Source organism: Ferroplasma acidarmanus Fer1 (genome assembly GCF_000152265.2).
GTDB classification, from domain to species: domain Archaea; phylum Thermoplasmatota; class Thermoplasmata; order Thermoplasmatales; family Thermoplasmataceae; genus Ferroplasma; species Ferroplasma acidiphilum.
In genome coordinates this window covers 1408782-1434723 of the sequence record NC_021592.1, presented here as the reverse complement: position 1 = coordinate 1434723, position 25942 = coordinate 1408782, and the positions used below count along the sequence as shown (strand labels likewise).

The 25942-nt window shown below is 37.8% G+C and carries 24 protein-coding genes and 3 tRNA genes; 8 read left to right on the top strand and 19 right to left on the bottom strand.

Annotated features, from left to right (window positions below; genetic code table 11):
* Positions 1-101: 101 nt before the first annotated feature.
* From FACI_RS07335 to gcvPA, 5 genes are read right to left on the bottom strand one after another with little or no spacing between them, the layout of a single operon-like run.
* Positions 102-710 (bottom strand): cytochrome c-type biogenesis protein, encoded by a 609-nt coding sequence (locus FACI_RS07335; protein ID WP_009887506.1) that lies wholly within the window; start codon positions 708-710, stop codon positions 102-104.
* A 42-nt stretch (positions 711-752) separates the two neighbouring features.
* Positions 753-1649 carry a hypothetical protein gene (locus FACI_RS07330; RefSeq protein ID WP_019841684.1) on the bottom strand — a complete coding sequence of 299 codons (897 nt, stop codon included), beginning with the start codon at positions 1647-1649 and terminating at the stop codon, positions 753-755.
* Positions 1649-2707, bottom strand: a complete 1059-nt coding sequence (locus tag FACI_RS07325; protein WP_148285743.1) for a replication protein A — start codon at positions 2705-2707, stop codon at positions 1649-1651. The genes FACI_RS07330 and FACI_RS07325 overlap by 1 nt, the downstream gene beginning before the upstream one ends.
* 23 nt (positions 2708-2730) lie before the next feature.
* On the bottom strand, positions 2731-4164 hold the full coding sequence (gcvPB, locus tag FACI_RS07320) for an aminomethyl-transferring glycine dehydrogenase subunit GcvPB (RefSeq protein ID WP_019841683.1): 1434 nt from the start codon (positions 4162-4164) through the stop codon (positions 2731-2733).
* A 1-nt stretch (position 4165) separates the two neighbouring features.
* Complete coding sequence (gene gcvPA, locus FACI_RS07315) at positions 4166-5455, bottom strand: aminomethyl-transferring glycine dehydrogenase subunit GcvPA (protein ID WP_009887502.1); 1290 nt, start codon at positions 5453-5455, stop codon at positions 4166-4168.
* 382 nt (positions 5456-5837) lie between these two features.
* Here gcvPA and FACI_RS07310 point away from each other — a divergent pair, with 382 nt between their 5' ends.
* Both FACI_RS07310 and FACI_RS07305 read left to right on the top strand, forming a co-directional pair.
* Positions 5838-7265 carry an APC family permease gene (locus FACI_RS07310; protein ID WP_009887501.1) on the top strand — a complete coding sequence of 476 codons (1428 nt, stop codon included), beginning with the start codon at positions 5838-5840 and terminating at the stop codon, positions 7263-7265.
* Between the two features lie 26 nt (positions 7266-7291).
* Complete coding sequence (locus FACI_RS07305; RefSeq protein WP_009887500.1) at positions 7292-7717, top strand: NUDIX hydrolase; 426 nt, start codon at positions 7292-7294, stop codon at positions 7715-7717.
* Positions 7718-7727: 10 nt separating this feature from the next.
* Here FACI_RS07305 and FACI_RS07300 read toward each other — a convergent pair whose 3' ends face one another.
* Positions 7728-8114, bottom strand: a complete 387-nt coding sequence (locus FACI_RS07300; RefSeq protein WP_009887499.1) for a hypothetical protein — start codon at positions 8112-8114, stop codon at positions 7728-7730.
* Between the two features lie 455 nt (positions 8115-8569).
* Between FACI_RS07300 and FACI_RS07290 the strand changes: the two genes are divergently transcribed.
* On the top strand, positions 8570-9115 hold the full coding sequence (locus tag FACI_RS07290) for a hypothetical protein (protein WP_009887497.1): 546 nt from the start codon (positions 8570-8572) through the stop codon (positions 9113-9115).
* A 17-nt stretch (positions 9116-9132) separates the two neighbouring features.
* Here the strand turns inward: FACI_RS07290 and FACI_RS07285 are convergent, their stop codons facing one another.
* Both FACI_RS07285 and FACI_RS07280 read right to left on the bottom strand, forming a co-directional pair.
* Positions 9133-9603, bottom strand: a complete 471-nt coding sequence (locus FACI_RS07285; protein WP_009887496.1) for a hypothetical protein — start codon at positions 9601-9603, stop codon at positions 9133-9135.
* A 49-nt stretch (positions 9604-9652) separates the two neighbouring features.
* Positions 9653-9940: a YunC family protein gene (locus tag FACI_RS07280; protein ID WP_009887495.1), complete on the bottom strand. Its 288-nt coding sequence runs from the start codon at positions 9938-9940 to the stop codon at positions 9653-9655.
* Positions 9941-10007: 67 nt separating this feature from the next.
* Here FACI_RS07280 and rnz point away from each other — a divergent pair, with 67 nt between their 5' ends.
* Positions 10008-10940, top strand: coding sequence for a ribonuclease Z (rnz, locus tag FACI_RS07275; RefSeq protein WP_048074212.1), 933 nt, complete (start codon positions 10008-10010; stop codon positions 10938-10940).
* Between the two features lie 5 nt (positions 10941-10945).
* Here the strand turns inward: rnz and FACI_RS07270 are convergent, their stop codons facing one another.
* Genes FACI_RS07270 through FACI_RS07255 form a run of 4 tightly spaced genes read right to left on the bottom strand, consistent with a single transcriptional unit; the run spans position 10946 to position 14864 of the window.
* Complete coding sequence (locus tag FACI_RS07270) at positions 10946-12154, bottom strand: 2,3-bisphosphoglycerate-independent phosphoglycerate mutase (RefSeq protein ID WP_009887493.1); 1209 nt, start codon at positions 12152-12154, stop codon at positions 10946-10948.
* A gap of 22 nt (positions 12155-12176) precedes the next feature.
* Positions 12177-12716, bottom strand: a complete 540-nt coding sequence (locus FACI_RS07265) for a 2'-5' RNA ligase family protein (protein WP_019841682.1) — start codon at positions 12714-12716, stop codon at positions 12177-12179.
* Position 12717: 1 nt separating this feature from the next.
* On the bottom strand, positions 12718-13542 hold the full coding sequence (locus FACI_RS07260; protein ID WP_009887491.1) for a fumarylacetoacetate hydrolase family protein: 825 nt from the start codon (positions 13540-13542) through the stop codon (positions 12718-12720).
* A 29-nt stretch (positions 13543-13571) separates the two neighbouring features.
* On the bottom strand, positions 13572-14864 hold the full coding sequence (locus tag FACI_RS07255) for an adenosylhomocysteinase (RefSeq protein WP_019841681.1): 1293 nt from the start codon (positions 14862-14864) through the stop codon (positions 13572-13574).
* Positions 14865-15152: 288 nt separating this feature from the next.
* Here FACI_RS07255 and FACI_RS07250 point away from each other — a divergent pair.
* A tRNA-Arg gene (locus tag FACI_RS07250) sits at positions 15153-15227 on the top strand.
* A 2-nt stretch (positions 15228-15229) separates the two neighbouring features.
* Here FACI_RS07250 and FACI_RS07245 read toward each other — a convergent pair.
* Both FACI_RS07245 and FACI_RS07240 read right to left on the bottom strand, forming a co-directional pair.
* Positions 15230-15970 carry a DNA polymerase sliding clamp gene (locus FACI_RS07245; RefSeq protein WP_019841680.1) on the bottom strand — a complete coding sequence of 247 codons (741 nt, stop codon included), beginning with the start codon at positions 15968-15970 and terminating at the stop codon, positions 15230-15232.
* Between the two features lie 61 nt (positions 15971-16031).
* Entirely contained in the window at positions 16032-17282 is a 1251-nt protein-coding gene (locus tag FACI_RS07240) for a Glu/Leu/Phe/Val family dehydrogenase (protein WP_009887488.1), read from the bottom strand.
* Positions 17283-17409: 127 nt separating this feature from the next.
* Here FACI_RS07240 and FACI_RS07235 point away from each other — a divergent pair, with 127 nt between their 5' ends.
* The 3 genes from FACI_RS07235 to FACI_RS09840 all read left to right on the top strand — a co-directional run bounded on the left by FACI_RS07235 (position 17410) and on the right by FACI_RS09840 (position 20342).
* Positions 17410-17901, top strand: coding sequence for a DUF2250 domain-containing protein (locus FACI_RS07235; RefSeq protein ID WP_009887487.1), 492 nt, complete (start codon positions 17410-17412; stop codon positions 17899-17901).
* Positions 17902-17932: 31 nt separating this feature from the next.
* Positions 17933-18005: transfer RNA gene (locus FACI_RS07230), tRNA-Gly, on the top strand.
* 441 nt (positions 18006-18446) lie between these two features.
* Positions 18447-20342 carry an ice-binding family protein gene (locus FACI_RS09840; protein ID WP_009887486.1) on the top strand — a complete coding sequence of 632 codons (1896 nt, stop codon included), beginning with the start codon at positions 18447-18449 and terminating at the stop codon, positions 20340-20342.
* Positions 20343-20709: 367 nt separating this feature from the next.
* Here the strand turns inward: FACI_RS09840 and FACI_RS07220 are convergent.
* From FACI_RS07220 to FACI_RS07200, 5 genes are all read right to left on the bottom strand, one after another.
* Positions 20710-20798 (bottom strand) — tRNA-Met (locus tag FACI_RS07220).
* 11 nt (positions 20799-20809) lie between these two features.
* Positions 20810-21439: a 30S ribosomal protein S3ae gene (locus FACI_RS07215; protein WP_009887485.1), complete on the bottom strand. Its 630-nt coding sequence runs from the start codon at positions 21437-21439 to the stop codon at positions 20810-20812.
* A 146-nt stretch (positions 21440-21585) separates the two neighbouring features.
* Positions 21586-22869 carry an arginine deiminase family protein gene (locus tag FACI_RS07210; RefSeq protein WP_238553348.1) on the bottom strand — a complete coding sequence of 428 codons (1284 nt, stop codon included), beginning with the start codon at positions 22867-22869 and terminating at the stop codon, positions 21586-21588.
* On the bottom strand, positions 22866-23858 hold the full coding sequence (locus FACI_RS07205) for a 60S ribosomal export protein NMD3 (RefSeq protein WP_009887483.1): 993 nt from the start codon (positions 23856-23858) through the stop codon (positions 22866-22868). Before FACI_RS07205 ends, FACI_RS07210 begins: the two co-directional genes overlap by 4 nt.
* 25 nt (positions 23859-23883) lie before the next feature.
* A complete protein-coding gene (locus FACI_RS07200) occupies positions 23884-25800 on the bottom strand; it encodes a thioredoxin domain-containing protein (RefSeq protein WP_009887482.1) in 1917 nt (638 codons plus the stop codon).
* Positions 25801-25942: the final 142 nt, after the last annotated feature.

Genomic DNA, 25942 nt, shown 5'->3' with positions numbered 1-25942 from the left:
AAAAAGTATTTCTATTAAATCTTCAACTAGCAACCATGGCATATTGTTAAATATAAAAAATTCAATGTTATGGAAAAATATAGATTTGCCAGAAATTTATATTACTCGTACATATTTTTTGGAGCCGAATCCGCAGAAAGAACCTCGGATATGAGCTTGTTGGCATCGTTCTCATTCAATCCCAGTGATGAAACAAGATAGTCTTTTATTTCTTCCTTTGTTTTTCCAGCACTGGCCATTTCCTTTATCATCATAGCTGTCCTTTCTATAACGCCAGAATTGAATTCATCCTCCATATTCAGTGCCTTAACCATCAGGTAGAAAGCTGCCAGTATTGTGTTAAGTCCGGTATTAAGAACGTCCTTTGTCAACACGGATAGATCAAAATCTTCCCTTGCTACAACTTCCTCATTGATCCCGTCAAGCATAAACTTTACCATTTCAACTTTTTGATTTAAAAGCAACAGCGTTCTGTATATTGTAAGGCGTGGCTGGTTCTCTACGGTAGCTGTTTCAATTCCTGTTCTGACTATAAGGCTGCAGGATTTCTTTTGATCGTCTGCATAAAGCAGGATATCAAAGGGTATTTTGTTGTTTTCAAGAGCTATATAATTTCCCACTTTCTTTATATTCCATTTTAAATCAATCAGGGAGCTTGCATTATCTGTTCCGGAACTGAGCCATTTTAATATATCATCAAGGGTTACCATAATATTATATCTGTACAAAGTATTTTAAATGTTTTATTAAAATTAAAGGGGTTTATACCTTTTTAGGGAGACTTCATAAATTTCACCACGGGAACCAAGAGAGTTAAGTATTTCATCCACCTTTTCCCTTGAGATGCCTGCGTTTGAGCATGAAATTATAATGTCATCATATTTGCAGCCTGGCCCACTGTCATTATTTTTTATGTATGCCAGTACAAATTCTTCTATGTTAAAAGTCTGTGGAGCCCCTGTATTTTGCTGGTTGGATGAATTGCCCTCTGTTTCAAAACTTTCCGGATTTTCAATATCCATCTCCCGGTGTGCCACAGTCATTACCGGGGAATCAAAATTGATTGAAGATATTGCATCCATATAGGAGTTAAAGTCATAGTCAGCGTAATATTCTTTCGCCCTTATTGCGTCCTCTGCTTCATCCTGCGAGTATCCGAGCTTGAGAAGTGTATCAACTGTTGCCACATCGTCTTTTATGGCTTCGGTAATTGCGAGAATCTTCCTTTTTGCAACATAAGAAGCACGTACCCCCCAGAAATACCGTTCCGTTTCCCCGATACTTTTAATTAGCTCTGGATTTACAGAAAAGTAGAATATTCCATCATCTGTTTTAAATGAGCTTACTTTTCCCATAACCATTACTATGTCGTTCACATTAAATTTATCCAGTTCCTCAGCCATTTCACTGCTGAAGCCAGTTTTAAATGCTGTGAGGTAAAACGACCCGATATAATCAGCAACCGTTACTTTTACCATCCGGTCATCGGAATTTTTATATGTTATCGCTCCGGCAAACAGTATACGTTTTACCTTTGTACCCAGGGGAGTTATAACATAAGGCCGCTTCTCCTCACCCTCAAGTTTTGTTGAATCCTTCAGTTCTCTCGAAAATAACCAGTATGAGTTTTCCCTTTTTGTATACGCCATCATTTCACCTGTTGATTTGCTTCTATCTCCCTGCTTATATCTTCTCTTTCTATATTTGTTATGGAATTAACCCTGAGAGATAGATCTTCTTCATTTTTAATAAAATCTGCGTTGATTTTAACTGCATGGCCGTATAGCTTTTCTTCCAGCATTCTGTAAATTTCCCCTGCGTAATGTGGGAGTTCTTCCTCTTTTATTCCAATAAAAGGCATAATTGCATTCTTTCCTGCTATGCACTGGATATATTTTGTCCCATCGTCCAGTGTGAAATATGAAAATATGTCCAGTTTTGTTGGTTTCTCAGGATGATCCGGGCATACACCATTGCTCAGGGGCTTATTGCATTCACTGCAGCGTTTTATAATGCCACTTTTTGTCCCCAGTGTAATTATGAATCCCATTATAGTAATTCCACCTGCAGGGTTATCGACCTCAAATAATTTATAGTATCTCTGAAAGTCCATATCCTCATTCTCAATAAATACCTCTGTTTTATCGCCTATTGAAATTTCCAGCTGTTTGTTGAATTCAGATACCCTGGCGCCCACAATTCTGTATACCTTTCCGTTTTCCAGAGGTTTCCCGAAGGATGATATCCTTACACGTGATGTATCGTCTTCTATGAAGCCATTGTATATTGTAAATGTTTTTCCGGCTTTGTTATATTCCTTGCCGGACATATTGCTTATTTTCCCGGTTACAGCCACAAAGGGGTTCTTTGTGGTTAGATCCATAAGTTTCACATCTTTATATGTATTTTTTACTTCCATTTCTTCGCCGGGTTTTAGCATAATCTCTGTTTTGGAGTCGAAGTAAAGTCTCATTCGATCGTTGTAAACCTTTGTTTTCGCATATTTTATCTGTACAACATCACCGGGTTTTATAGGCGCAGGGAATTCCCATGCAGTGTATGGCAACACGCCGGTTTCGTCACCTGCAAGGCCATAATAATATACAGTATCGCCCCTGGATGTTGTTATTTCCCGTTTGTCAACAGAAAGTATTTTGACCTTCCCCTCAACATTATTCAGGTTACCCTGCATTTCATTAATTTTCATTATTTCATATCCCTTATGCTTATTTAATGGTTTTCCGTTGGGGCCGGCCATTTTAATATAAGATTCCTGGCTGCACCTATTTCATCTATCCTGTGAACAGATGTGTTTACAGGCGATTGCTTTAACTCTTCTTCAGGAACTGAAAGTGCTTTTTCCATTACATCTATATAATAATCCATATCCTTCTTCGTTACCGATTCTGTGGGTTCAATCATCATTGCTTCCTTCACAATCAACGGAAAATATGTGGTAGGGGAGTGGATTCCATAATCCAGTATGAATTTGGATATGTCCAGCGCCTTCCTGCCCGTATTCTCTGTTGAAAGTACAAATTCGTGCTTTTTCAGTTGTTTATAGGGTATCTTATAATATTTCGATAATTTTTTTGCCATATAGTTTGAATTCATTACTGCTCTCTTTGCATTTGCACTGAGATTATTTCCATTCTTCAATACGTATGAGAATGCCCTTAGTACCACACCAAATGAACCGTTATATGAGGATACTTTGCCTATAGAATTCTTTAGTCCATAGAACAGGGAATATGTGCCTTTGTCATTAACCACTATGGGAACAGGCAGGAAATCCATGAGGAAGGATTTAACAGCCACAGGACCGGCACCCGGGCCTCCGCCGCCATGCGGGGTTGCAAATGTTTTATGCAGGTTAAAGTGCACTATGTCAAACCCCATCTTGCCGGGAGTTGTAATGCCCAGTATAGCATTGAAATTTGCGCCATCATAATAGAGCAACGATCCATTGTTGTGTATTATTGTAGCTATTTCAGATATCTGGTCATCGAATATGCCCAGTGTGTTTGGATTTGTTATCATAAAAGCTGCGGTATTTTCATTTACTGCCGCTTTTAATGCCTCAAGGTCTACCAGCCCATTTTCATTCGATGGAACCTCAACTACTTTGAAACCGGCCATAACGGCCGATGCAGGATTGGTGCCGTGTGCTGAATCAGGAATTATGATTTCATTGCGTTTATCAATTTCTCCACGGGTTTCGAAATATTTTCTTACTATAAGAATTCCTGTTAACTCCCCATGTGCCCCAGCAGACGGCTGAAGTGTTGCATAATCCATGCCTGAAATTTTAACAAGAAACTGCTGCATGTTGTACATTACCTCGAGTGTGCCCTGTGTTTTTAACTGGCTTTCCATAGGATGAATATCCCGGAAATCCGGCAAAGATGCAGCATAATTTGCATATTTTGGATTAAATTTCATGGTGCAGGAACCCAGCGGGTACATACCAAGATCCACCGAATAATTCATTTCCGAAAGTCTTGTGAAATGCCGTGATACATCAACGCTACGCACATCCGGTAGTTTAAGGGACTTTCTCCTTATTGACTCTGGATAGCTATCTTCAACATCATCCATATAGAAATCATTTCCTGTATTAAACTGATTCAGGAAATCCTCATCATAATAAGCTTGCCTGTACATTTTAATCACCCAGTATTTTTGCCAGTTTCTCTATATTTTCGTCGCCTGTCTTTTCTGTAACTGAAAAAAACGATGCATTTCCGTATCCATTATATTCTGATATGGAAGATAGCCTTATTCCACCTGATATGTTGTTGCTTTCAAGAATCTCCAGCCGGTCAAAATAAAACAGGTTATCTGAAAAATTTATCCCGTCAAATACAGGCTTAATCCCTGCAGATTTCATATTATTTTTAAGTTTCCTGCTCTTATTCATTGTTATCAACGCTATTTTTCTTAGCCCTTCGGAACCCATGATGGACAGGTATGCAAGTGATGCTACAGCCAGAAGGGCCTGGTTTGAGCATATATTGCTCATAGCCCTTGAACGCCTTATATGCTGCTCCCTGGCCTGGAGAGTCATAACAAATGCTTTCTTTCCCTCAGAGTCTTTTGACAGTCCAATTAACCTTCCAGGAGACCTGTGCACATATTCTTTTTTAAATGAAAACAGCCCGAGTAGAGGCCCTCCATAATTCATATGGATTCCCAGCTGTTGCCCCTCAGCCACAGCTATATCTGTACCGTATTCTCCAGGAGGTATAATAAATCCGAGTGATACAGGATCATAGTATGTTATCAGGATAGAATCTTTCTTGATTTCACTGACATGAAACGCATTTTCATCTATAAGCCCGAAAACATTCGGGTTCTCTACAATGATTGCAGAAGTATCAGATGTTACTTTTGACTTCAGGTCCTCAAGATCCAGCAGCCCATCTGTTCCGAATCCATATGTTATAATTTTTAAATTAAGCCCTTCCGTGTAGTTCTTTATTATGCTCAATTGTGATTTATATATATTTTCTGGGATTAAAACTTCGCTTTTTCCATTGATACGGTATGCCATTCTCACGGCCTCTGCCAGGGATGTAAAACCGTCATACATGGAAGAATTTGTTATATCCATCTCTGTAAGGTCTGATATTATGCTCTGGTATTCAAATAGAGAATGAAGAATTCCCTGTGATATTTCAGGTTGGTATGGAGTATATGATGTTAAAAATTCATTTCTGCCTATTATCTCATCAACAAGTGGTGGCACAAATCTATCATATATGCCATTGCCCAGGAAATTCATATTTCCTGCTTTATTCTTTCTCCCCGTATCTTCTATGGCTCTTATTGTAGAAAACTCATCCATAGGTTTTCCCAGATCCAGGGATACCTTTAATCTGTCCGGGATATCACTGAATAAGCCATCAACGGATTTAACATTAAGATAGTCCAGTATTTCATCAGTTTCGCTCATTTAGGCAACTATTAATAAAGAATATTTAAACATTATAGTGGGTGGAGAAATATGGCTACTTAGAAATTAGTCAGATAATTTCACGTTTTAATTTCTTATAATTGTTGCCGTACGGGTTCCTAATTTTTATCGGAATACAGCAGGATATTTAACAGGTATGCCCGGAATAAAAACAGGTTAATGTGGAATACTTAAATACATGAAAACATAACATAACCTTATGGTATAAATGGAAATATCTATATGAAGTTTAATTCTAATACATATTTTTACTTTATATTACTACGTAATATATATTAATATTAAAGCTAAAACAAAAATTATAGCTAATAGTAGAAATACTTTTATTAAATAACATTATATTGATATCGAGGTAATAATAATGGTAAAAACAGGTTTGATGCGTGGATCAGTAGGTTTCTGGCCCCTTGTCGGGCAAACAATTGCATTTACAGCACCCCTTGCTTCAGTTGTAACTTCCCTTACAGGAGCTGCATTATACGCTAAAGGTGCACTGCCACTGGCTATACTTATAGCAGTGATAAGCGGGCTTATCTGGGTAAATACCCCCTACCAGTATTCCACTAAAATTGCCAGTGCAGGCGGGTTCTATACTTTTACTAGAAAAGCTATAGGCCCAAAATATGGACTTTTTGATGGGCTCATATATTTAATGTTTGAGTATGCGATCCTTGCTAACACTACTCTATTCTTTTCGGGAGTTTTAATTCCTGCTATTTTTTCAGACTTTTTTGGTATCACAGTATCGAAATATCTCTGGATTCCAATTTTAATTGTATTTGTATTGATTTTTACTGTATTGCCTTATATAGGAATTAAACCGTCAGTGAAGTATGCCCTATTTGGTTCATTGCTGGAGATAGCAATACTTATAATTTTAAGTGCAGCAATCATAATAATTTCAGGGCCGAAAAACACTGGTGCCGTTTTTCTTCCAGAATTGTCCGGAGGGATATCACCTCTTTTTGAGGGAGTAGTCCTCGGAACGTTTCTAATGACAGGTGCTTCCGGGGCCGTTTACATAGGGGAAGAGGCAAAGATGCCAAGAACAAATATTAAGAAGGCCATGGCAGTGAGTTTTGTTATAACAGGAGCACTGTTTTTACTTGTTGCATATGCATTTACCATAGGATGGGGACCTACAAAAATGGGGAACTTCGCTACTGAATTAATTCCCGGGCTAATACTATCGGATAAGTTTCTTGGATTTCCATTTTTAGTAGTGATTGTTATCCTGCTATTCAACAGTGTTTTTGTATCCATGGTATCTCCACTGAATGTCCTTGGCAGGATATCTTACTCATTTTCCAGGGATGGCGTAATGCCGCCATGGTTTGTCAAAATTCATCCAAAGTACAAAACTCCTTCAAACGCAATTGCTTTTATGGGAATATCCAGTATAGTTGTAAGTGTTATTGTAGGGCTGGTCTATGGGCCTTTTTATGGTTACATAATACTGATCACAATTGCAAGCCTGGCACTTTTTGCCGGTCATATAATGAGCGATTTCGCTTTGCCATTTCTATATCATAAACTACATGAATTAAATATTGGTTTACATATAATATTGCCTATCACATCTCTGATAGTGCTGGTATTCGGGGTGTATTTCAGTGTTATACCTCCTGTATTTCCATACAGCCTGGCTACAACAGCCACAGTTATTCTTATTGCCTTAATAGGAATATTCGTGGCACACTTTGCTAAAAAAAGAGGGAAGAGCATAGAAGATATAGGAACCATAGAAGCCCCTCTTCCAGGAAGCAACAATGAAAAGATAAATAAATAAAAATATTCCGTTAGAATTAGAAAGATATGAAAACGTATCCGAAAGTTGCTGTTGGCGGAGTAATAACACTTGGAAATAAGATACTGCTGGGGAAAAGGAGGGACGAACCTGATAGATACAAATGGGCGATACCGGGTGGGAAGCTGGAGTTAAATGAAACCATTGAAGAGGGGCTAAAAAGGGAAATGCTTGAAGAAACCGGATTAACTGTTGAAGTAGAAAACCTTCTGGGCATCTCGGAGATAATTAGAAAGGATTTTCATTATATTATCCTGGATTATAAATGCAGGCCCGTAAAAGGGATAGAACACGCTGGATCGGATGCTTTGAGGCTCAAATATTTTGATATGGAATCACTGGACAATAGTATCAATGAAAGCACAATGGAATTTATAAAAGAGATGAAAAAATCAACAAACTTTATCCATATTATAAAAAAAGATATTGATTAATAAAAAATGCTTAAAAAGCATTTCTTGTTCTTTTCAAAGTTTCAGCTATGCCTTTTTCCTGCTCGGAGAATGCACATAACATTGCTTCAATGTCATCATGCCCTTCAGCCTTTGCAGCGTTGGCAACGTTTGTATATTCTGATACATGCTGTTCAGTTTCTTCCTTTGCCATGTCGTTTACCAGACCTTTGAGCCCTTCATATTTTACAAGTGTAGCGAATATTGCATTGAAATGCCCCAGTTCTACATTGGCTTTGTCTTTCAATTCTCTGGCTGTTTCCAGATCACCTATTTTTTCAAAGTAGTTCGATGCGGCATTCAGTCTCATATGATCCTCTGCGTTGGCTGTTAAAAGTTCTTTTAACCCGGCCTCTGTATTTTTTCCTAACACTGACATATTTATCAATTATAACAATAATTAAATGTATAAATACTTATCTTTCATCCATATGAATAATTTTTAATGATAAAAGATACAGAATTTCCATAAATGCAGCAGGGAATTTTATTCCATACTTCCCCTTTTTATTGAGGTATACCCCCATTAACCGGTGTTTCGGTAAATCTAGAACGTAGAGCAATTGTGTTATATAATTGCCAGTAGAATCAGGGTACATTCTATACCTGTAGCCTTTTATAAGGGACTTTAGAAAACATCTACTGTAATGTGTTGTATTTACTTTCTAAACTTTCTGAATTGCAATATCTTTTTTCCACTGCTGTATACCGTATCTTGAATGTAATTGTTGCCCGGTATTCATCTAACCCGTATAGATAAATTTTCAGCTACCTATTATTTACATATGGCCAATTTAAATTAGTTTTAAATGCAACCATGAAATACATATAACTATGATAATAATTTCTACTCTAGGCAAAATGCACGAAAATACCATTGGATATGGATATGAAGACCTGATCACATATCTGGGTGAACTGAAAGTAAAAAATCTAATAATTACATACACATCCCGGCATAATTATAATATGAAACAGGATGAATTCAGGGAAATAAAATTGCTTGAAAATTCATTCAATGTTTTTTTCCCGGAAATTGATTATGATAAATATAATGAATTATTAACCAGGTATTCCTTAGAGACCCATAATGCGGAAGAGGTTACAAAGAAAAACATTGTAGACATAATAGAAACGGTCATTAATTCTTATTTGAAAGGGTACTGGAAGAGCCCTGAAACCGTTAATTCAGAAGTTACCGATAGTATATATAGGGTGAAAAATAAATTTATCCAGTCAGTAAATCCGGAATATATTGAAAAATACTGGTTGCCGCTCCATATGGATGTGTATAATTATATTGAAACAAACAAAAATAAGTATGATGCAGTAATTTCAGATGTGGAAAGTGCATTTTTTTATAAAGAGGAAAAATTATAGGGTAGGAAACAAAAAAATTATTGTACTATCTTATCTATAAAATTGCCCTTCAGGAGAATCTTGGCTTTGCTGAGCCCCTTGGGAATTGTAACGGTTTTTACCATTATAATAGCATTGACGTATTTATCAAATGTTTCGTTGTCAATATCTTTGAAGGTAAGGCTTTCTATGTTCTTGAATATAATTTTTCTTCCTATTTCTTTAAGGTCATTTCCTGTGATTTCAAGTTCTTTTATGTTCTCTATAAACTGGGATGATCCTTCTTTCATTCCTTTCATAAAGCCATCTGATAGATGCTTTGCATTTTCAACAGTGCCCATAAACGATTTATATGCGTCATCGGTTACCTGCCCTATTGTTTTTCCCGTATCATTGGATATTTTCTGGATTCTTCTGTACAGGTCTGCACTAACGCCCTTAATTGATATGGTTTTTCTTACAACATTCTCATCTTCAGTTGTTTCATTTTCTTTATTTTCTTCTGTCATAATTATATATTGTAATCTAGTATATAAGGATTACCAGTTTACCGGATTTCTATAATTTCTGAACAATATCCATAATGCTATCACCCGGCTTTATTCCCAGTTCCTTTGCCTTATCAGTGCATGCATTTACGGAGGTATTTAAAACGTCATTTATGTCGTTTACACCTGATACACGGACAGCAACATCTCCCAGAGAATTGGCTGCATCTATGTTAAGATACCCGCACATTATGTATCCGTTTTCACCCTTTACAATTATAAGCGGTGCCTTTTTGCCGATCTTTTCATTGATATACTGGTATTTCCTGCCTTTTATTTCAATCTCCTGATTTATCATAATGTTAAATGCCTATTCTGTATAATTAATTTATCAAAAATAATATATTATCCGGTAATACATGAATATGGCTTCAAATATTAGAATAACTTTTCTCGGTACTGGGGGGTCAATGCCAAAACCGGGGAGAAGTTTGCCGGCAGTTGCTATTCAGGTTGATGATATCCTGAATCTGTTCGACTGTGGAGAGGGCACACAGAAACAATTTATGAAGAGCGGAGTTTCCTTCATGTCCCTTTCAAACATATTTATATCTCATTTTCACGCCGACCATTTTCTTGGATTGCCCGGGCTTCTGAATTCTCTCTCATTCATGGGCAGGACAGAAGACATAAACATATTTGGGCCGGTAGGTGCGGTCAACTTTATACGCAATGCTATAACCCTTGGCTATGGAAGAATTAGCTATAATATAAATGTGTATGAGGTTATTCCTGGCACTTCCTATAATCTCGGCAAATTTACTATCAGGACACTGGCTAATAACCATACAGTCCCCTCTATTTCATATTCACTGGAAGAAAAAGACCTGACAAAAATCGATAGAAAAAAAGTTGATGAAATTGGATTTCCAGTATACAGGCTTGAGGAGTTGAGAAAAAACGGAAAGGTTGAATTAAATGGAAAAGAGTACCTGCTAAATGATGTGGCAATGGGGATAAAGAAGGGCAGGAAGGTTGTATATACCGGAGATACCAGGCCAGTTCCAGAAATGCCAGAATTTGCTAAAAATGCAGATGTACTCATACACGACACCACCATGGATTCTTCCATGGAGCCCATGGTGAATGAATACGGCCATTCATCTGCAAGGCAGGCGGCAGAGATTGCCCTGAAAGGCGGTGTTAAAAAATTATTTCTCTTTCACTACAGTTCCAGGTACAACGACCTTGATATACTTTTAAAAGATGCAAGGAAAGCCTTTCCGGAATCCTATCTAAGCCATGAACTGGGACAGTATGATATAGAGAAAAATGACAGGTTAATTAGCATTTCCTAAAAATCCTATGCACCATACTTTTCTGACCTGTCCGAATATGACATTATTATAGGCATTATATCTTCACTGGTTATTTTGTAATAGCCATCTGAAACACTTAGCTCATCAAAGGATCTTACGTTGTCATTTATAATTCCATCAGTGGCAAACATTATAGGTACAGGGTCGCCGGTATGGTCGCCGAAGGAACATGGAGTGGAATGGTCTCCGGTCACAACGATCAGTGTATCCTGCAACAGTTTAAGCAAAGGAGCTATCACAGAATCAACGCTTTCTATCACCTGCTTCTTGAGCCGTGGTTTCCTGTCATGTCCGGCTATGTCTGTTCCCTTGAAGTTAATAAGTATAAAATCGTATTTTTCCAGAGATTTAATAGCAGAAGAAATGATATTTTCATAGTTTGTGTCGACCCTCCCGTTCATTCCCTCAACACTTAATACATCAAAACCTGCAAGCCCCGCAATTCCCCTGATCAATGGAGTCCCGGAGATGCATGCAGCTTTCATGCCATATTTTTCGTGGAATGATGGTATAGCCGGCATTTTTCCTACTCCCCTGAGCATAATTTCATTTGCAGGCAGTTTGCCTTCGGATATTAATTTCCGGTTTAATGGATGGCTAGCAAGTATTTTTCTTGACCTTTCCAGAAATTTATTTATTACTGCCGATGTAAAATTAGCTTCCGGTGCGAGCGGTTCTGTATCCATTGGTGAAGAATCTACTGAATGGGGATCGGTTTCTGAAACTTTATCGGAGAGGTTCGGGCCCCTCATAACTACTGCTGCCCTGTGCTCAACCCCGGATTTTACGATGAATTTTACCCCATCTATTTCTGTTTCAAGTGCGCTGGAAAGTTCTGCAGTGTTCTGGATTCTTCCTGCACGCCTGTCAACAATTTTTCCATCTATAATTGATGCATAATTTGCCCTGAATGCTATATCTCCCGGTTTCAATTCCAATCCAACACCAAGGGCTTCAAATGGCCCACGGCCAGTGTAATATTTATTGGGGTCATATCCCAGAATTGAGAGGTGGGAAGTATCCGAACCGGCTCTGATGCCTGATGCTACAGGAGACATCAACCCGGTAGTTCCATGTGAAGATAAATAATTTAAATTCGGCCTGTTAGCCGCCTGAAGTGCTGTCAGGCCATCCAGTTCCTTATTGGGTCGGTCTCCTAACCCATCCATTATTATGAGAATAATTTTTTTCATAGGTTGTTATTGTAAATTCCTTTTAAATTTTGTGGAAATCAATGTGCTCAAAATGCCACCGGGAATATTCTGATGAACGCTTTCCAAGAATCAAATAGGTGGATAAAAATTTACAGTCAATTTTTAAGTTTTCACAGAATTTTACTATTTCATTAAGATTATTTTCGTTTACATTTTTTCTGATAAGTGTAATGTGGGGAATGAATTTCCCGGCTTCTGTGGTATTATCCCCCAGTGCTTTTATAAGTCCTTCATGGAATTCGTACATTTCCGGGGATGGTATTACATTTAAAAAAACAATATAGGAAATTTTTCCCTTCCTGACCTTTTCGAAATAACCAACTTCCCCCATCTCATATGTAAATGGTGCTGTTTTTCCACAAAGTGTTATTATGGGGTTTACATCAAGAAATCTGGAGTTTCTTAGATATGCCATTGTTATATGTACACCCTTGTTGCTCAGTGACCCTGTATAGCCATATAATTTCTCCAGGCGCTTTTTCTTTGCGGTAATTTTACGCCTCGCACTCAAAGATGGCTTAAGTATAAGTGTATACTGCATCTTATTCAAATGTAGTTTCCAGTTTCCCCAATCCAGTAATCTGAACTTCCACCTTATCGCCCTTTCCAAGCCATTTTTGGTTAGATTCAGGCATTCCCATTATTACTCCGGCCGGTGTTCCCGTAGAAATGCAGTCTCCTGGTCTCAGGGTCATAAATTGTGAAATATAGCTTATCAGCTTATTTACAGGGAATATCATAAGCCCTGTATTTGAATCCTGCCTCAACTCACCGTTTACTCTTGTTTGAATTGTTAAGTTCTGCGGGTCGTTTATTTCTCCTATTGAAATATATGGCCCATTGGGATAAAAATTATCAAAGCTCTTGCCAAGGAAGAACTGCGTTGTTTTGTACTGCATTAGCCGTGAACTGACATCGTTGCCTATGAAATAACCCAGCACATAGTTAAGGGCATTTGCTTCGCCAACATTCCTGGCTGTTTTTCCGATCATTACGCAGAGTTCTCCCTCATAATCCATATGCATTCCATTCCCTGTTTGAACAATAGAATGATTTCCGGTAAATGCATTATTTGCTTTTGAGAATACCACTGGCGTTTCAGGTATTTTCCCTCCAGCGTGCTCCGATACATGGCTTTTATAGTTAAGGCCAATGCATAACAGACTTGATTTCTGATCAATAATAGAATTATATGAAAATGTATAATCTTGAAACCTGTTTATATCTTTTAATTTTGCAAAATCATCATGTGAAAGTTCGGCAACTGATGTTGCCTTTATGCCATAATCATCCAGAAGTGCTAACTTTCCTTCTCTGTACAGTGCAAGATGGTTTTTATTATCTATAGTTACGGACGCTATTTTCATGGCTATTGATAAGTAAATTATATAAAAATTTATGTACCTTCCTGATAGCTATCCAGGTATTTTAGCTGCTCCTCTGTGTATGTATCTATTTTAAAATTAAGTGATTCCAGTGCTATTTTTGCAACCTCTGTATCTATTTCCGCCGGCACAGGATAAACTTTGTTTGATAGTTTTCCCTTATTTTTCACAATATATTCAGCTGTCAGAGCCTGAAGTGCAAAGCTTAAATCCATAATTTCAACTGGATGCCCCTGCCCTGCTGCAAGGTTAAGCAATCTTCCATCAGATATTAAATTCACTGTATTGCCATTTTCAAGTTTATATTCTGTAACAAGATTTCTCACAGGTGTTTTTCCTATATTTTTCTTTTCAAGTGAGGAGTAATCTATTTCATTGTTAAAATGCCCTACATTTCCCATTATTATGCCTTTCTTTGCAACCAGCATATCATCATAGCTCACCACATTTTTCATGCCCGTAGCTGTGAATATGAGATCACAGTATCTTATAGCGCTGTTCATTGTATCTACTGTAAATCCATCCATAACAGCTTCAATTGCTTTCACAGGGTCCACTTCTGTTACAGTAACCCTCGCACCCATGCCCTTTAACCTCATGGCTACTCCCTTGCCTACATACCCATATCCGGCTACAAGTGCATTTTTTCCTGCTATGAGGATATTTGTTGCATTCATAAATCCATCCAGTGCACTTTGCCCTGAACCGTATCTGTTGTCGAAAAAGTGTTTCATCTGCGCATCATTGACGTCAAACATTGGGAATTTTAAAGCTCCTGCTTTTTCCATAGCCTTAAGCCTTACCACACCGGTAGTTGTCTCTTCATTGCCACCAATCACTTTTTTTACCAGTTCCGGTTTTGAGGCAACAAGGTTTGTAAGGTCTCCACCATCATCTATGATAATATCAGGTGCAGCTTCAATAGTTTTATTAATATTTTCATAGTATTCTTTTTCAGATTCTCCCTTTTTAGCATAAACCATATAATTATAATCTTTGCTTAATGATTGGACAACACTGTCATCTGAACTGAGGGGATTGCATGAGGCTAAACGGACTTCAGCACCACCTTCTGTAAGCAAAAGTGCAAATATCCCTGTTTTCGCTTCCACATGCAGTGCCATCGCAATTTTTATTCCCTTGAATGGTTTTTCCTTAAGAAATCTTTCACGTATATTAGCACAAACTGGCATATGGTCTCTTGCCCACTTTAACCTTAAAAATCCATTATTATCTGTCATTATAATGTGTATATAGTATTTAGCCTTAAAAAAATTCCTATGCTGAAATGGATAACGATGCATTCAACGGGCTTTATTTAATATTATGATTCAGAATATTATTATTCTTTTCTAACTGCCCGGAAATTATTGATATTTGTGCGTTTCATGGGTCATAGATTGCAGAAGGTCTTTCCCATTAAGATTTGCTGCGGCTTCAATGAAACTTAATGTTTTAATTTGTAAAAATAACAATACCGGATAATTATCCTGATGTTATTCCAGAAAGTTCGAAAATCAGGATATGAAAATATTTATTTCATCATGACAATTAAAAAAAATTAAATGCTTTTGTTTAATTACCTATGAAATGGGCACGTGGCCTAGCATGGATAGGGCAACAGCCTCCTAAGCTGTAAATCAGGGGTCCAAATCCCCTCGTGCCCGCTTTATGATTCCATTCTTGGGGCAAGCAAAAATCTTCCTTTTATTCTGTCCGCCGATTCTGAACCTAGATTGAATTCAATTGTAAGTGGATAATCACTTTTGAAGGAAAGTTTTACTTCCTCATTTGGAGATATTGATCTCATAAACTTCAGGAGGTATTCCAGGGGATACGATGATTTTATAGACTCGTGGCACTGTATTTCTTTCAGCTTGTCACCGGGCAATATCATTTCACTCTCATCTGCATCTGACATTGATTTGGCGGAAAAGCTATCAGGGTTCATTGTAAACCTTATGGCATCCGATACATCTTCAGCAGCCTTTAACCCCTTTTCAAGGTCTCCTTTGTTTATTACAATATAATCCTCTGCAACAATTTGCGGAACTCTTGGTGTACTTATCTGGCTATTGTCAAGAAGTGATATGCTTTTAATTATATTGCCTATCTCAAATCTTAATTTTTCCTTATCTTTTGTTATTATGAAGGAATCATTGCCCGATGCAAGTTTTAAAATACCTTTTACCTTTTCAAGGTCAAGTGATAATTCCTCCTCACTTTCCACATCATATTCCAGGAGAATGCCCTTCGGAATTTCCAGTGAAACCATGGCTACATGTGCAGGGTCCACAGCATTTACAGATATGCCCTGCTGGCCTATTTTAAATTTAGCTTCAGTTACAACGGTACCGAGCATATCTACTACGTCCCTGAGATTCTTTACAGAAATGTTCATTCTAGTCATATAATCATGACATTGATTAGTATGTTATAAATATTCTTTTTGAAAAAACAAAAATAAAAAATTAGTTTAAGAGTCCTCTGGCTTTCATAGCGTCGAGTACTCTCTGTATGGCTATTATATATGCAGCTGTCCTGGGGTCAGTCTGGTATTTTTCATGGGTTGCCAGTACATCTTTTGTTGCAAATGTCATCTTCTCATCCAGCTTGCTGTATACAACATCCTCTGTCCAGTAGTCTCCGGTTATATTCTGAACCCATTCGAAATATGATACTGTGACACCACCTGCATTGGATAGGAAATCAGGTAACAGCAACACATTGTTTTTGTAGAATATTTCATCAGCTTCCGGTGTTGATGGCCCATTTGCAAGTTCCAGCACGATTTTTGCCTTTACTTTCGATGCATTCGCGCCGGTTAGCTGGTCTTCTATTGCTGAGGGTATCAATACATCAACATCAGATTCTAATAATTCTTCATTTGATATGTTCTTTGACCCGGGGAAGTTTTCTACTGATCCGTGTTTTTCTTTATGTGCAAGAAGTTCTGCATAGTCTATGCCACTTTCCTTGTAAATTCCGCCACTTGAGTCAGAAACTGCAACAACCTTTGCGCCAAACATTTCCTTTACGAATTTAACAGCAAACTGGCCTGCATTTCCGAAACCCTGCACGGCAAATTTTGCCTTTGTAAGGTCTATGCCCTTGTATTTTGCACCTTCTCTTAATACATACATTCCACCTTTGGCTGTGGCATCTCCTCTTCCAAGAGACCCGCCTATTGTCAATGGTTTTCCTGTGATAACTCCTGGAGCTGAATGCCTGACTATTTTTTCGTACTCATCCATCATCCAGCCCATTATCTGGGGTGTTGTATAAACATCTGGAGCCGGAACATCTATTTCAGGGCCGATGAAGTTTGCTATGGCATCGATATACCCTCTGCTCAATCTTTCCAGTTCCATCTTGCTCATTTTCTTCGGGTCGCATATTATACCACCCTTTGCACCACCGAATGGAAGCCCGAGAAGTGCTGTTTTCCATGTCATCCATGCTGATAGAGCCTTTACTTCAGAAAGGTTTTCTTTAATATAATATCTGATTCCTCCTTTCATAGGCCCCCTGGCATTATTATAATGTACCCTGAACCCGGTAAAAACTTCAGTTGTTCCATTATCCATCTTCACAGGTATGCTCACCTGAAGGATCTCCCTGGGAGAACTCAAAACATCGATGCTTGCCTTATCAAGCTTCATAACTTTAGCAGCCTTGTTAAGCTGTTCCAGCGCAATATCAAACGGATCTAAATTTTCCATATAAACACCAGATTGAAATCACTAGGATGTAGTTTAATGTTTGCTTCGATACCTATACAATGAGTATTGATAACACGTATCCTGTAACGATTTAATTTTTATATTATGATAACATTATAAAAAATATATGGAGGATGCAGAGATTAAGAAAAAACTGGCAATGGACCATCAGATGCTTATGGTTCTGGAGCATTTCCAGCTGGCAAAACTTGATTATGCAAAAAATGTAAAGATTTATACCAGCATACCACAGGAAAATGTTGAGATATATATAGAAAGGCTTTATTCTATGGAATTGCTGGAAAAGTATAGCGGTTCATCGGTAAAGAGAACTCAGGCTAAACTGAAGAAAACAAATGAAGTGCATAAACACCATACCTATTATGAATTAACAAATAAAGGGCATTACATCCTCAAGGATATGACAGAAAAGGAATATATAAAATATTTGCAGGTAGAATGCCTGAAACTCCTGGTATTAAAACGGCTAAGAAAAGAAAACCGTGAAAAATGCGCAAAGTTATACGACATGGGGTTAATGGACAAAAACTATGAGCCAACTTCTATGGGGCTTGCTGTGGTAGACCTGGCTAGAAGAAGGCAGATTAAAATATTATAAATTTATATATTGTTAAACAATACACACTGGAGCGATTGTGGTGTAGCCTGGTATCACAGTGGCTTCCCAAGCCACTAACCCGGGTCCAAATCCCGGCAATCGCATTCCTGCAAAGGTTTACTTAACTTAAAAAACAGAAAATTATCTCCATATTTGAATACTTCAGATCCGCTTTTTGCAATATAAGGATGAAATGATACAGTTAATATAAAATATAGGTATTCCTATTCATAGTCCATCTTCTACGTTGCCCGTGAAATTTATCTGTTATAATAGCACCAGAAAAGCTTATTTTAATTTACAGGTACCTGTAAATAAACTACCACTAAAACATTTCATTGAGTGTTTTTACCATGTTTTGTTCCGTTTTTTAATACTAATTCTTGATTAAAAAGTTATGTAGGGATTAGCAAAAGATATCGTCTCCAATGTAATGCCTAACCATTTTAATTGAGTGTTTTTATGGGCAATACACCCCGTTATTTAAGCTAACTGTATAAAAAACCAGCCTATTGCATTTATATAGATGTATATATTATAGTAATATGTATAAAAAACATACAATAAAAATAACTCTGGTTATTCTTATATCAATTATACTAATTTTGTCATCAAGTATGCTATTCCTGGGTCAGTCACAAAATTCTGGCAATTCAGGCGTTTCTGCAGCACCTTTTTTATCCGGTTCATACAATGTTTCATTCAATGAAACAGGATTGACATCAGGAACACAATGGAACGTAGTATTGAATGGCACATCAAGAACATCGACATCAAGCTCAATCGTTTTCTCAGAAGTAAATAACATATATTCCTACACAATCGGGAACGTATCAGGATTTAGTGTGAAATCAGTGTCGCCTGCAAGCCCGGTAACTGTCAACGGAGCAGCAATTACAGTTAACGTATCATTTACAAAACTGGCCCCTGTATCTATATCTCCAGTGAACCTCGGGACAGCAGGCAATTACGCAATTCTGGCAAAAACTGGAATATCTAACACAGGAACAACTTCTATTGTAGGTAACATAGGTGTTAGCCCCGCGAGTAGCACTTACATAACAGGTTTATCATTAACAATGAATTCATCAGGGCAGTTTTCCACGTCCTCAATGGTTACCGGAAATGTATACGCAGCCACATATGCATCGCCTACTCCTTCAACACTAACAACTGCTGTGGGCGATATGCAGACAGCGTATACTAATGCAGCTGGAAGAACCAATCCAAATTATGTAAACCTCGGAGCAGGGGATTTAAACGGTATGACACTTGTACCTGGATTATATAAATGGGGAACTGGAGTATCCATATCAACAAGTATAACACTCACCGGGAACTCAAGCTCAGTCTGGATTTTCCAGATATCAGGCGGACTTACATTCGGTAACGGAGCACATATTATTCTAAGTGGTGGAGCACAGCCCCAGAACATATTCTGGCAGGTTGCAAGCGGAGCGACAATAGGAACAGGTGCAACATTTTATGGAACAATACTTTCACAGACAGCAATTACAATTGCTACCGGTTCCAGCATGACCGGACTCGCACTGGCTCAAACCGCCGTTACCCTTCAGTCTGATACAATAACTGCACCTCTCGAGCCACAGTCCATAACTGCTGCGATGTATGGAGTTACATTTACAGAAGCAGGGCTGCCATCTGGAACACAATGGAATGTCACACTGAATGGCGTATTACTATCATCTACCGTTCCTACTATCTCGTTCTCTGAACCAAATGGCACCTATGCCTTCTCAGTTGCTTCCAGCACTGCTGACAAGATATTTCCATCAACCGGAAGTATAATAGTTAACGGGGAAATTGCATACCAGGGAATTACATTTGCAGCACCAAATCAGGCTACCTACACCGTGGCATTCAATGAATCAGGGCTTGCATCTGGAACACAATGGGGTGTTACACTGGATGGGATAACCACAACAACCATCTCATCATCTGTCAATTTTACTATGACAAATGCATCGTATCCATTCTCTATAATAGTTCCAGCTGACTACAGTGCCACTCCATCTACGGGAACTGAAACAGTTAATGGAAATAACATAACCGTGTTGGTTACAGCCGTGCTCATAGTGTATCCGGTAACATTCAAGGAAACGGGATTGCCATCTGGAACAACCTGGTATCTGAACATAACCTCCATGGCTTCATCAGGGCCATTGACAGGAACAACCTACACGGTGAGCCTGTTGAATGGATCTTACGCGTACACTGCTAGCTCAACGGACAGTGCATATCATGCAGTCAAGGGAACTTTCACTGTAAGTGGGCATTCAACTTCTGAGACTGCTAAATTCTCAAAAGTTTCAACATCCATTTCAAACACAGACATATACATAATAGTCGGTATTGTTGTGGCACTGGCAGTTATTGGTACAGCAGTAGCAATAATGTTGAGAAAGGGAGGGTCCAAATAATCCTCCAGATATTTTTTAATCCAATTGAATAATATTTTTTTAACTACAAATTTTTAATTTAACTAAAATAGCAGATTAACACATTTTTCTCCCGTATAATGATTACAGCTAGTTCCCTATGAATATCTGCACAGAAGTGCTATAAAACCACGAAAATTTTATGTATTATTGACACCAAGGCCGAATAAAACAGAAAATGAATTTCTTGAAAGGATAATAACCGGATACAATAAACAATTAAATCGCAAAACTATGGTAATTTAACAATGCATCTGGATTTTAAAAGTACAAATATATTATTCAAACTATTTCATGTCCAGAAATTTTTTAATGTTATTATAGAAAACGAATTCAATTTTTATTAACATGCCGGGGTCGGGGATTGAACCCGAGGCCTTCGGATATCTCAGTTTTTCACTTATGAGTCCGACGCTCTACCAACTGAGCCACCCCGGCTTATGAAAATATCAATTTGGAACAGCTTCTACAGGTTCCTGTTCCTTATCCGGTACTTCATCGCGCTTTCCAATCTCGGTTTTCCTTACTTCTATTTTTTTAATAGGATAAACATCCTTCAATGAATTGACAAAATCACCGTAGACAGCATCTCCTATGACATAATTTGCAAATGTCCCTAGATCCATTTCCTTAGCCTTGTTAAGTATATAATCTACTGCTGTAGACCTGATTTCAGACCTCTTTGTACCTGTAAGTTTCTGGTCAGCAACAAGAACCAGCTTAACTGCCACGTTGTAAAGATCACTGGTTTTTACATCTGTGACTATGTCAAGCCTTTCTCTCCTTCTCCTTACCATTCTTCTTATCGTATCATCGCTGACTTCGTGCCCTATGAATTTAGTAGTGCATCTTTTGCCTTCACAGTTGTCTATCTGGAATAAAACCATAGAGCTAGCTTTCTTAAAATTTCCGGTAAAAGTTGATACAGGAACCGCTATAGTCCTATTTATCATATACTTAGGGTCAGCACTGGGGCTTAACCCGATTTCCTTTTCTCCAAAATATGATGGAGCGACGATTGTGTACCACGATTTCTCCTTCCATTTATCCTTTGTAGTTGACCTTCTTCTATCTGCCATTAAATCCCTCTTATTAATTGAGCTTAATCTACTAGTGAAATACTTTATTGCTTATAAATTTATAATGTTTTCTAAATATGGGATAAACATTATTGCAGGAATAGATACATTTCCCGGAATTGAAGCCATAAAATTATAAATTAAAATTATGTTCTATCAATTGCTGAGGTCATGCAATGGGCTCCGCCATAGCCGCCTGTTATTTCACTTAGGTCTATTTTTATCACATCTATCCCGCTTTTTGCCATTGCATCGCTGTCCGGGAACATTTTTCCACTTTTCAATTCCATATCTTTTATTATTTTCTGGCGTGTATCAGTGTCAAAAACATTCTCTGCAAGGAGCTTTTTTATTACTTTTGAAGAGTCAATTGCCACTATTTTCCTATCAGACAGCGTCAAAAAATTGGAAGAGTATGAAAGCTGCTCACTTATACCAAGATTAATAAATTCATAGCCTTCCCCTTTCAGGAAATCATAAAGCGTTGTTTCTGTTTCCTGTGCATAATGCCCTTCCCTATCCCTTGTATATATCTTTGCCCGGGCTACCCTGGCAAGCTCAACGGATGTGATAGCCATTCCCTTTGCAGGTATATTGAAATAAGTATCCAGATGCATATTGACCATTACATCATGCCCGTCCATAAAATCGTATAAAGGATTGGTGATAATTGCTACCGTGGGAAAATTGAAAATTCCTGAATTGATTGCTTCCATTGCACCTGTTTCATCTGTCCTGTTTCCCGTACCTATTAGGCAAAAATCCCCACAGGGTATGAAATCCCCACCTTCAAAATACCCCTCTGTAATTTTTTTGGTTTTCGCCCCAAGGATTTCACTGAATACGAATGATGTGATATCAGTTTCTTTTCTCCTCTGCTGCATTTTCATTTTTCCTAAAAGTACTCCGGATGATACAGCCTGCTGGTCACGCATGAAATAAAGATTGGCAAGTGGGAGGTTGGAATAAACCCTTGGATACTGTATTCCGGGAACGTACTCTTTAAGGTCTATTGATGGCTCCATTATCAATGCCTGGAACAGGGAAAGCGGGTCAACATATTTTATATTCTTTTCCATGTCTTTTTTTGCCTCCTCTACTGATTCCATTGTACCGTAAAAATTTACCAGCGCCATTATTTTTTCTTCCAGTTTTTGGCGGAATGACGCTTTTTTTTCTGCTTCGTCAACGATTAAATTTTCAAGAAGGTCAACTTTTACACCATTTTCCCTCAGAGTATCTTCAAGATTCTGGTGTTCTTTATTTGCAATGGAATAGTTAAACGGTCGCTCAAATAAAAATGGTTTAGGTGCCAGCATTGCATATGTTATTTCTGTTCCTGGCCTGTGCATTATAACCCTGTTTAAGTGCCCCCATTCTGATTTTATTTCCATGGAAGCGTATCGCAAGAGCTTTAAAATGTTTTTCACAGGGGATAGAATACGCCTTCGTATTTGTAGAGGTTTACTTCTTTCTGCTTAAAAGGGCTGCGGAATGTAATAATTTCAAATGTTCTGGAATTCATAAGCTGTGATTCATTATCTGTACTCGATAAAACTATAAATTTAGTTGCTTCCGGTTCTTTCATTACTATTCTGTATGTAGCCCGGAAGAATTCCTTTGAACTTACTGTTAAAGTACTGCCATTGTGTATATCCAGAAGCTCTATTGTATTTGGCTTGATATTCTTGACCATATAATATGCTTTATTATATACCACAGAACCTTTCTGAAGGTCCAGTATACGTACAAGATGAGTGTACCGGAATAGGTCTTTGCTATCCTTTCGCCCGGCAAGTGATTTTGTTATTTTCATATTGCAAAAATAATCAAGTTCCATCAGCTTGTCAATCTTTACAGCATCCTCTTTTTTACCGAGGTATATATCAAGACCTTCTTTTAATGTGTCAATTCTGGAGATAAAGGAGTTTGGATCGTGTTTGTTGAGGTTTTTCATAAATTTAACTATCGTATCCTTTGCCTCTTCAAGTATCTTCCCGTATGCAGTTGTATAAGTCCTTAACTGTATCACAGATTCGTAATAGGATCCTGTAACCTTGTTGCAAACCGGGCAGCTTTCCTTATAAGTTTTAAGGTTTATAGATATTTCCTTCTCCACGTCACCGAGATTCCTGTCTTCCACTACTAACTCCATGGATATCTCATTTTCACCTATATTGTATGATGTTACACTGGATATCTTATCTTCCTTATCCATAATTACATGTGAAGTGGCACTTTTAATTATGTATTTATCAGCATTGTCGTAATGCCATTTTTTATTAAGCCTCACTGCACCACATTTAGGGCACACAGTAAGGTCCATATTATCTGATTTAAGGTGGATTTTATCGGAAAGGCAACTCCTGCATAGTCCAAGTTTATACGCCTCATTTTCACCGCATAGGATACATTTCATAATATTTCATATTACTACAGGCTATTTAACACTTGATTAGCTTTTTCAGTTCATCCATATTCTTAACGATATAACATTTATTGGTATCGCATACGGAGATTTCATTACTGCCGTCTTTCAGGAAGAAGTAGTTATAGGGATAGTGCTGTTGCAGGTATTCCATAACTTCTGGAGATGAAGTAGAAACCTTATAGAAATCAACCATATTAAAGAAATTCGAAATTGTATATGTAAAGAACATGGGTTGCATTTCTATGTCCTTTGATACGGCATTGATTGATTTCTCCAGTTCCACCCTATATTTATCATCAATATAGTTAAAAACAATCATGTTGCCGATCTCAAAGGAAAAACCGGATGGTATGGCATTGTCATAGGATTCCTTAAGCCTTACAAGCAGGTTTCCCATGCCGTTATAGAAACCACCAGAGGTTTTATCATAAAATGTATCCATAATTGTTTTCTGGAGATCGCGGGCATAGTCAAGATATATGTCATTTAAGGATGCTTCGTATAATGATAGGAGGCCAGAAACCATAAATGAATAGTCATCAAGCATGCCATTAATAGATGATTTTCCATTCCGGTAGGAGTGCATCAGCTTTTTATCTGTATACATATCGTTCATGATAAAATCGGCTGACCCTTCAGCAGTGTTGAGCATGTCTTTATCATTAAAAATCATGGAAGCTATGGAAAGTGCTTTTATCACAAGGCCGTTTATATCGGTTAGAATTTTATCATCTGTTAATGGTTTTATCCTTTTTTCCCTGCTTTTCTTCAATGCTTCAAGCTCGTTTTTATAGAGTGTTGTTGGATCACCCTGTATATCCCTGCCCATATACAGTATATTTCGCCCTGTCTGGCGGGAATTTGCATCGTAGAAATTGCCTTCTGGCAGTATATTGAAGTCATAAACAAATTTCTTTCCTGCATTTTCTACCAGCTCTTCATATGTCCATGTATAATACTTTCCTTCCTGGCCTTCAGAATCCGCATCCATAGCTGTATAAAATCCCCTTGAAAACATTTCCTGTTTCAGGAATTTATATATTTCATAGACAACATTTTTGTAGAAAGTATCACCGGTAACATCATATGCATATGAATATGCAATTATTGCCATTGCCTGGTCATATGTCATCTTTTCGAAGTGCGGGATTCGGAAGAATGGATCGGTTGAATATCTATGGAATCCACCTCCAACATGGTCATACATGCCCCCTATATACATCATGCGCAGTGAATGTTTCACCATTTCCAGGGCTTCCTCTTTTCCATGTGCTTTATAATAGTTCAGCAGGAAAATAATATTATGGAATGAAGGAAACTTCGGTGCGTTCCCGAATCCTCCGTATTCACTGTCATAATTTCTTTTAAGTGACTCATAGGTAGCTTCTATGGCTTTTTTATAATCCACAGGAGAATTGTTTTCTTCTTTCCTCTCCATGTTCCTTAACCTTGATATGGCTTCATCGCCATTTTTTTCCATTTCGCCCCTCTTATTCTTCCACAGATAGTCAATATTTTCTGCTAATTCCATTATGCCTATCATGTTATTTCTGGAAACCCTCGGTATATAGGTAAATGCAAAAATTGGTTTTCTATCAGGAGTGAGTATCACATTCAGTGGCCATCCGCCTGTCCCTGTCATTACCTGGCTAAATGTCATATAGAGGCTATCCACATCGGGCATTTCCTCCCGGTCGACCTTTATGCATACAAATGTACTGTTCATCCTTTTAGCGACTTCAGGGTCAGTGAAGCTCTCCTGCTCCATAACATGGCACCAGTGGCAGCTGGAATAACCTATACTGAGAAATACAGGCTTATCCTCTTTTTTAGCCAGGTTAAAGGCTTCATCAGACCATGGATTCCAGTCAACAGGATTATTTGAATGTTCCAGCAGGTATGGGCTATTTTCATTTGCAAGTTTATTCATAATCTGTCATGGCATTTTTATAAATCAATCTATCGATTTTAAAATTACAATATTTTATGAATATGTAGCTCCAGAAGATAAAAACTTATTCATTAATTTATGTTTCTATATGCGCCTACGGCTATTTAGGTTCTAATACTGA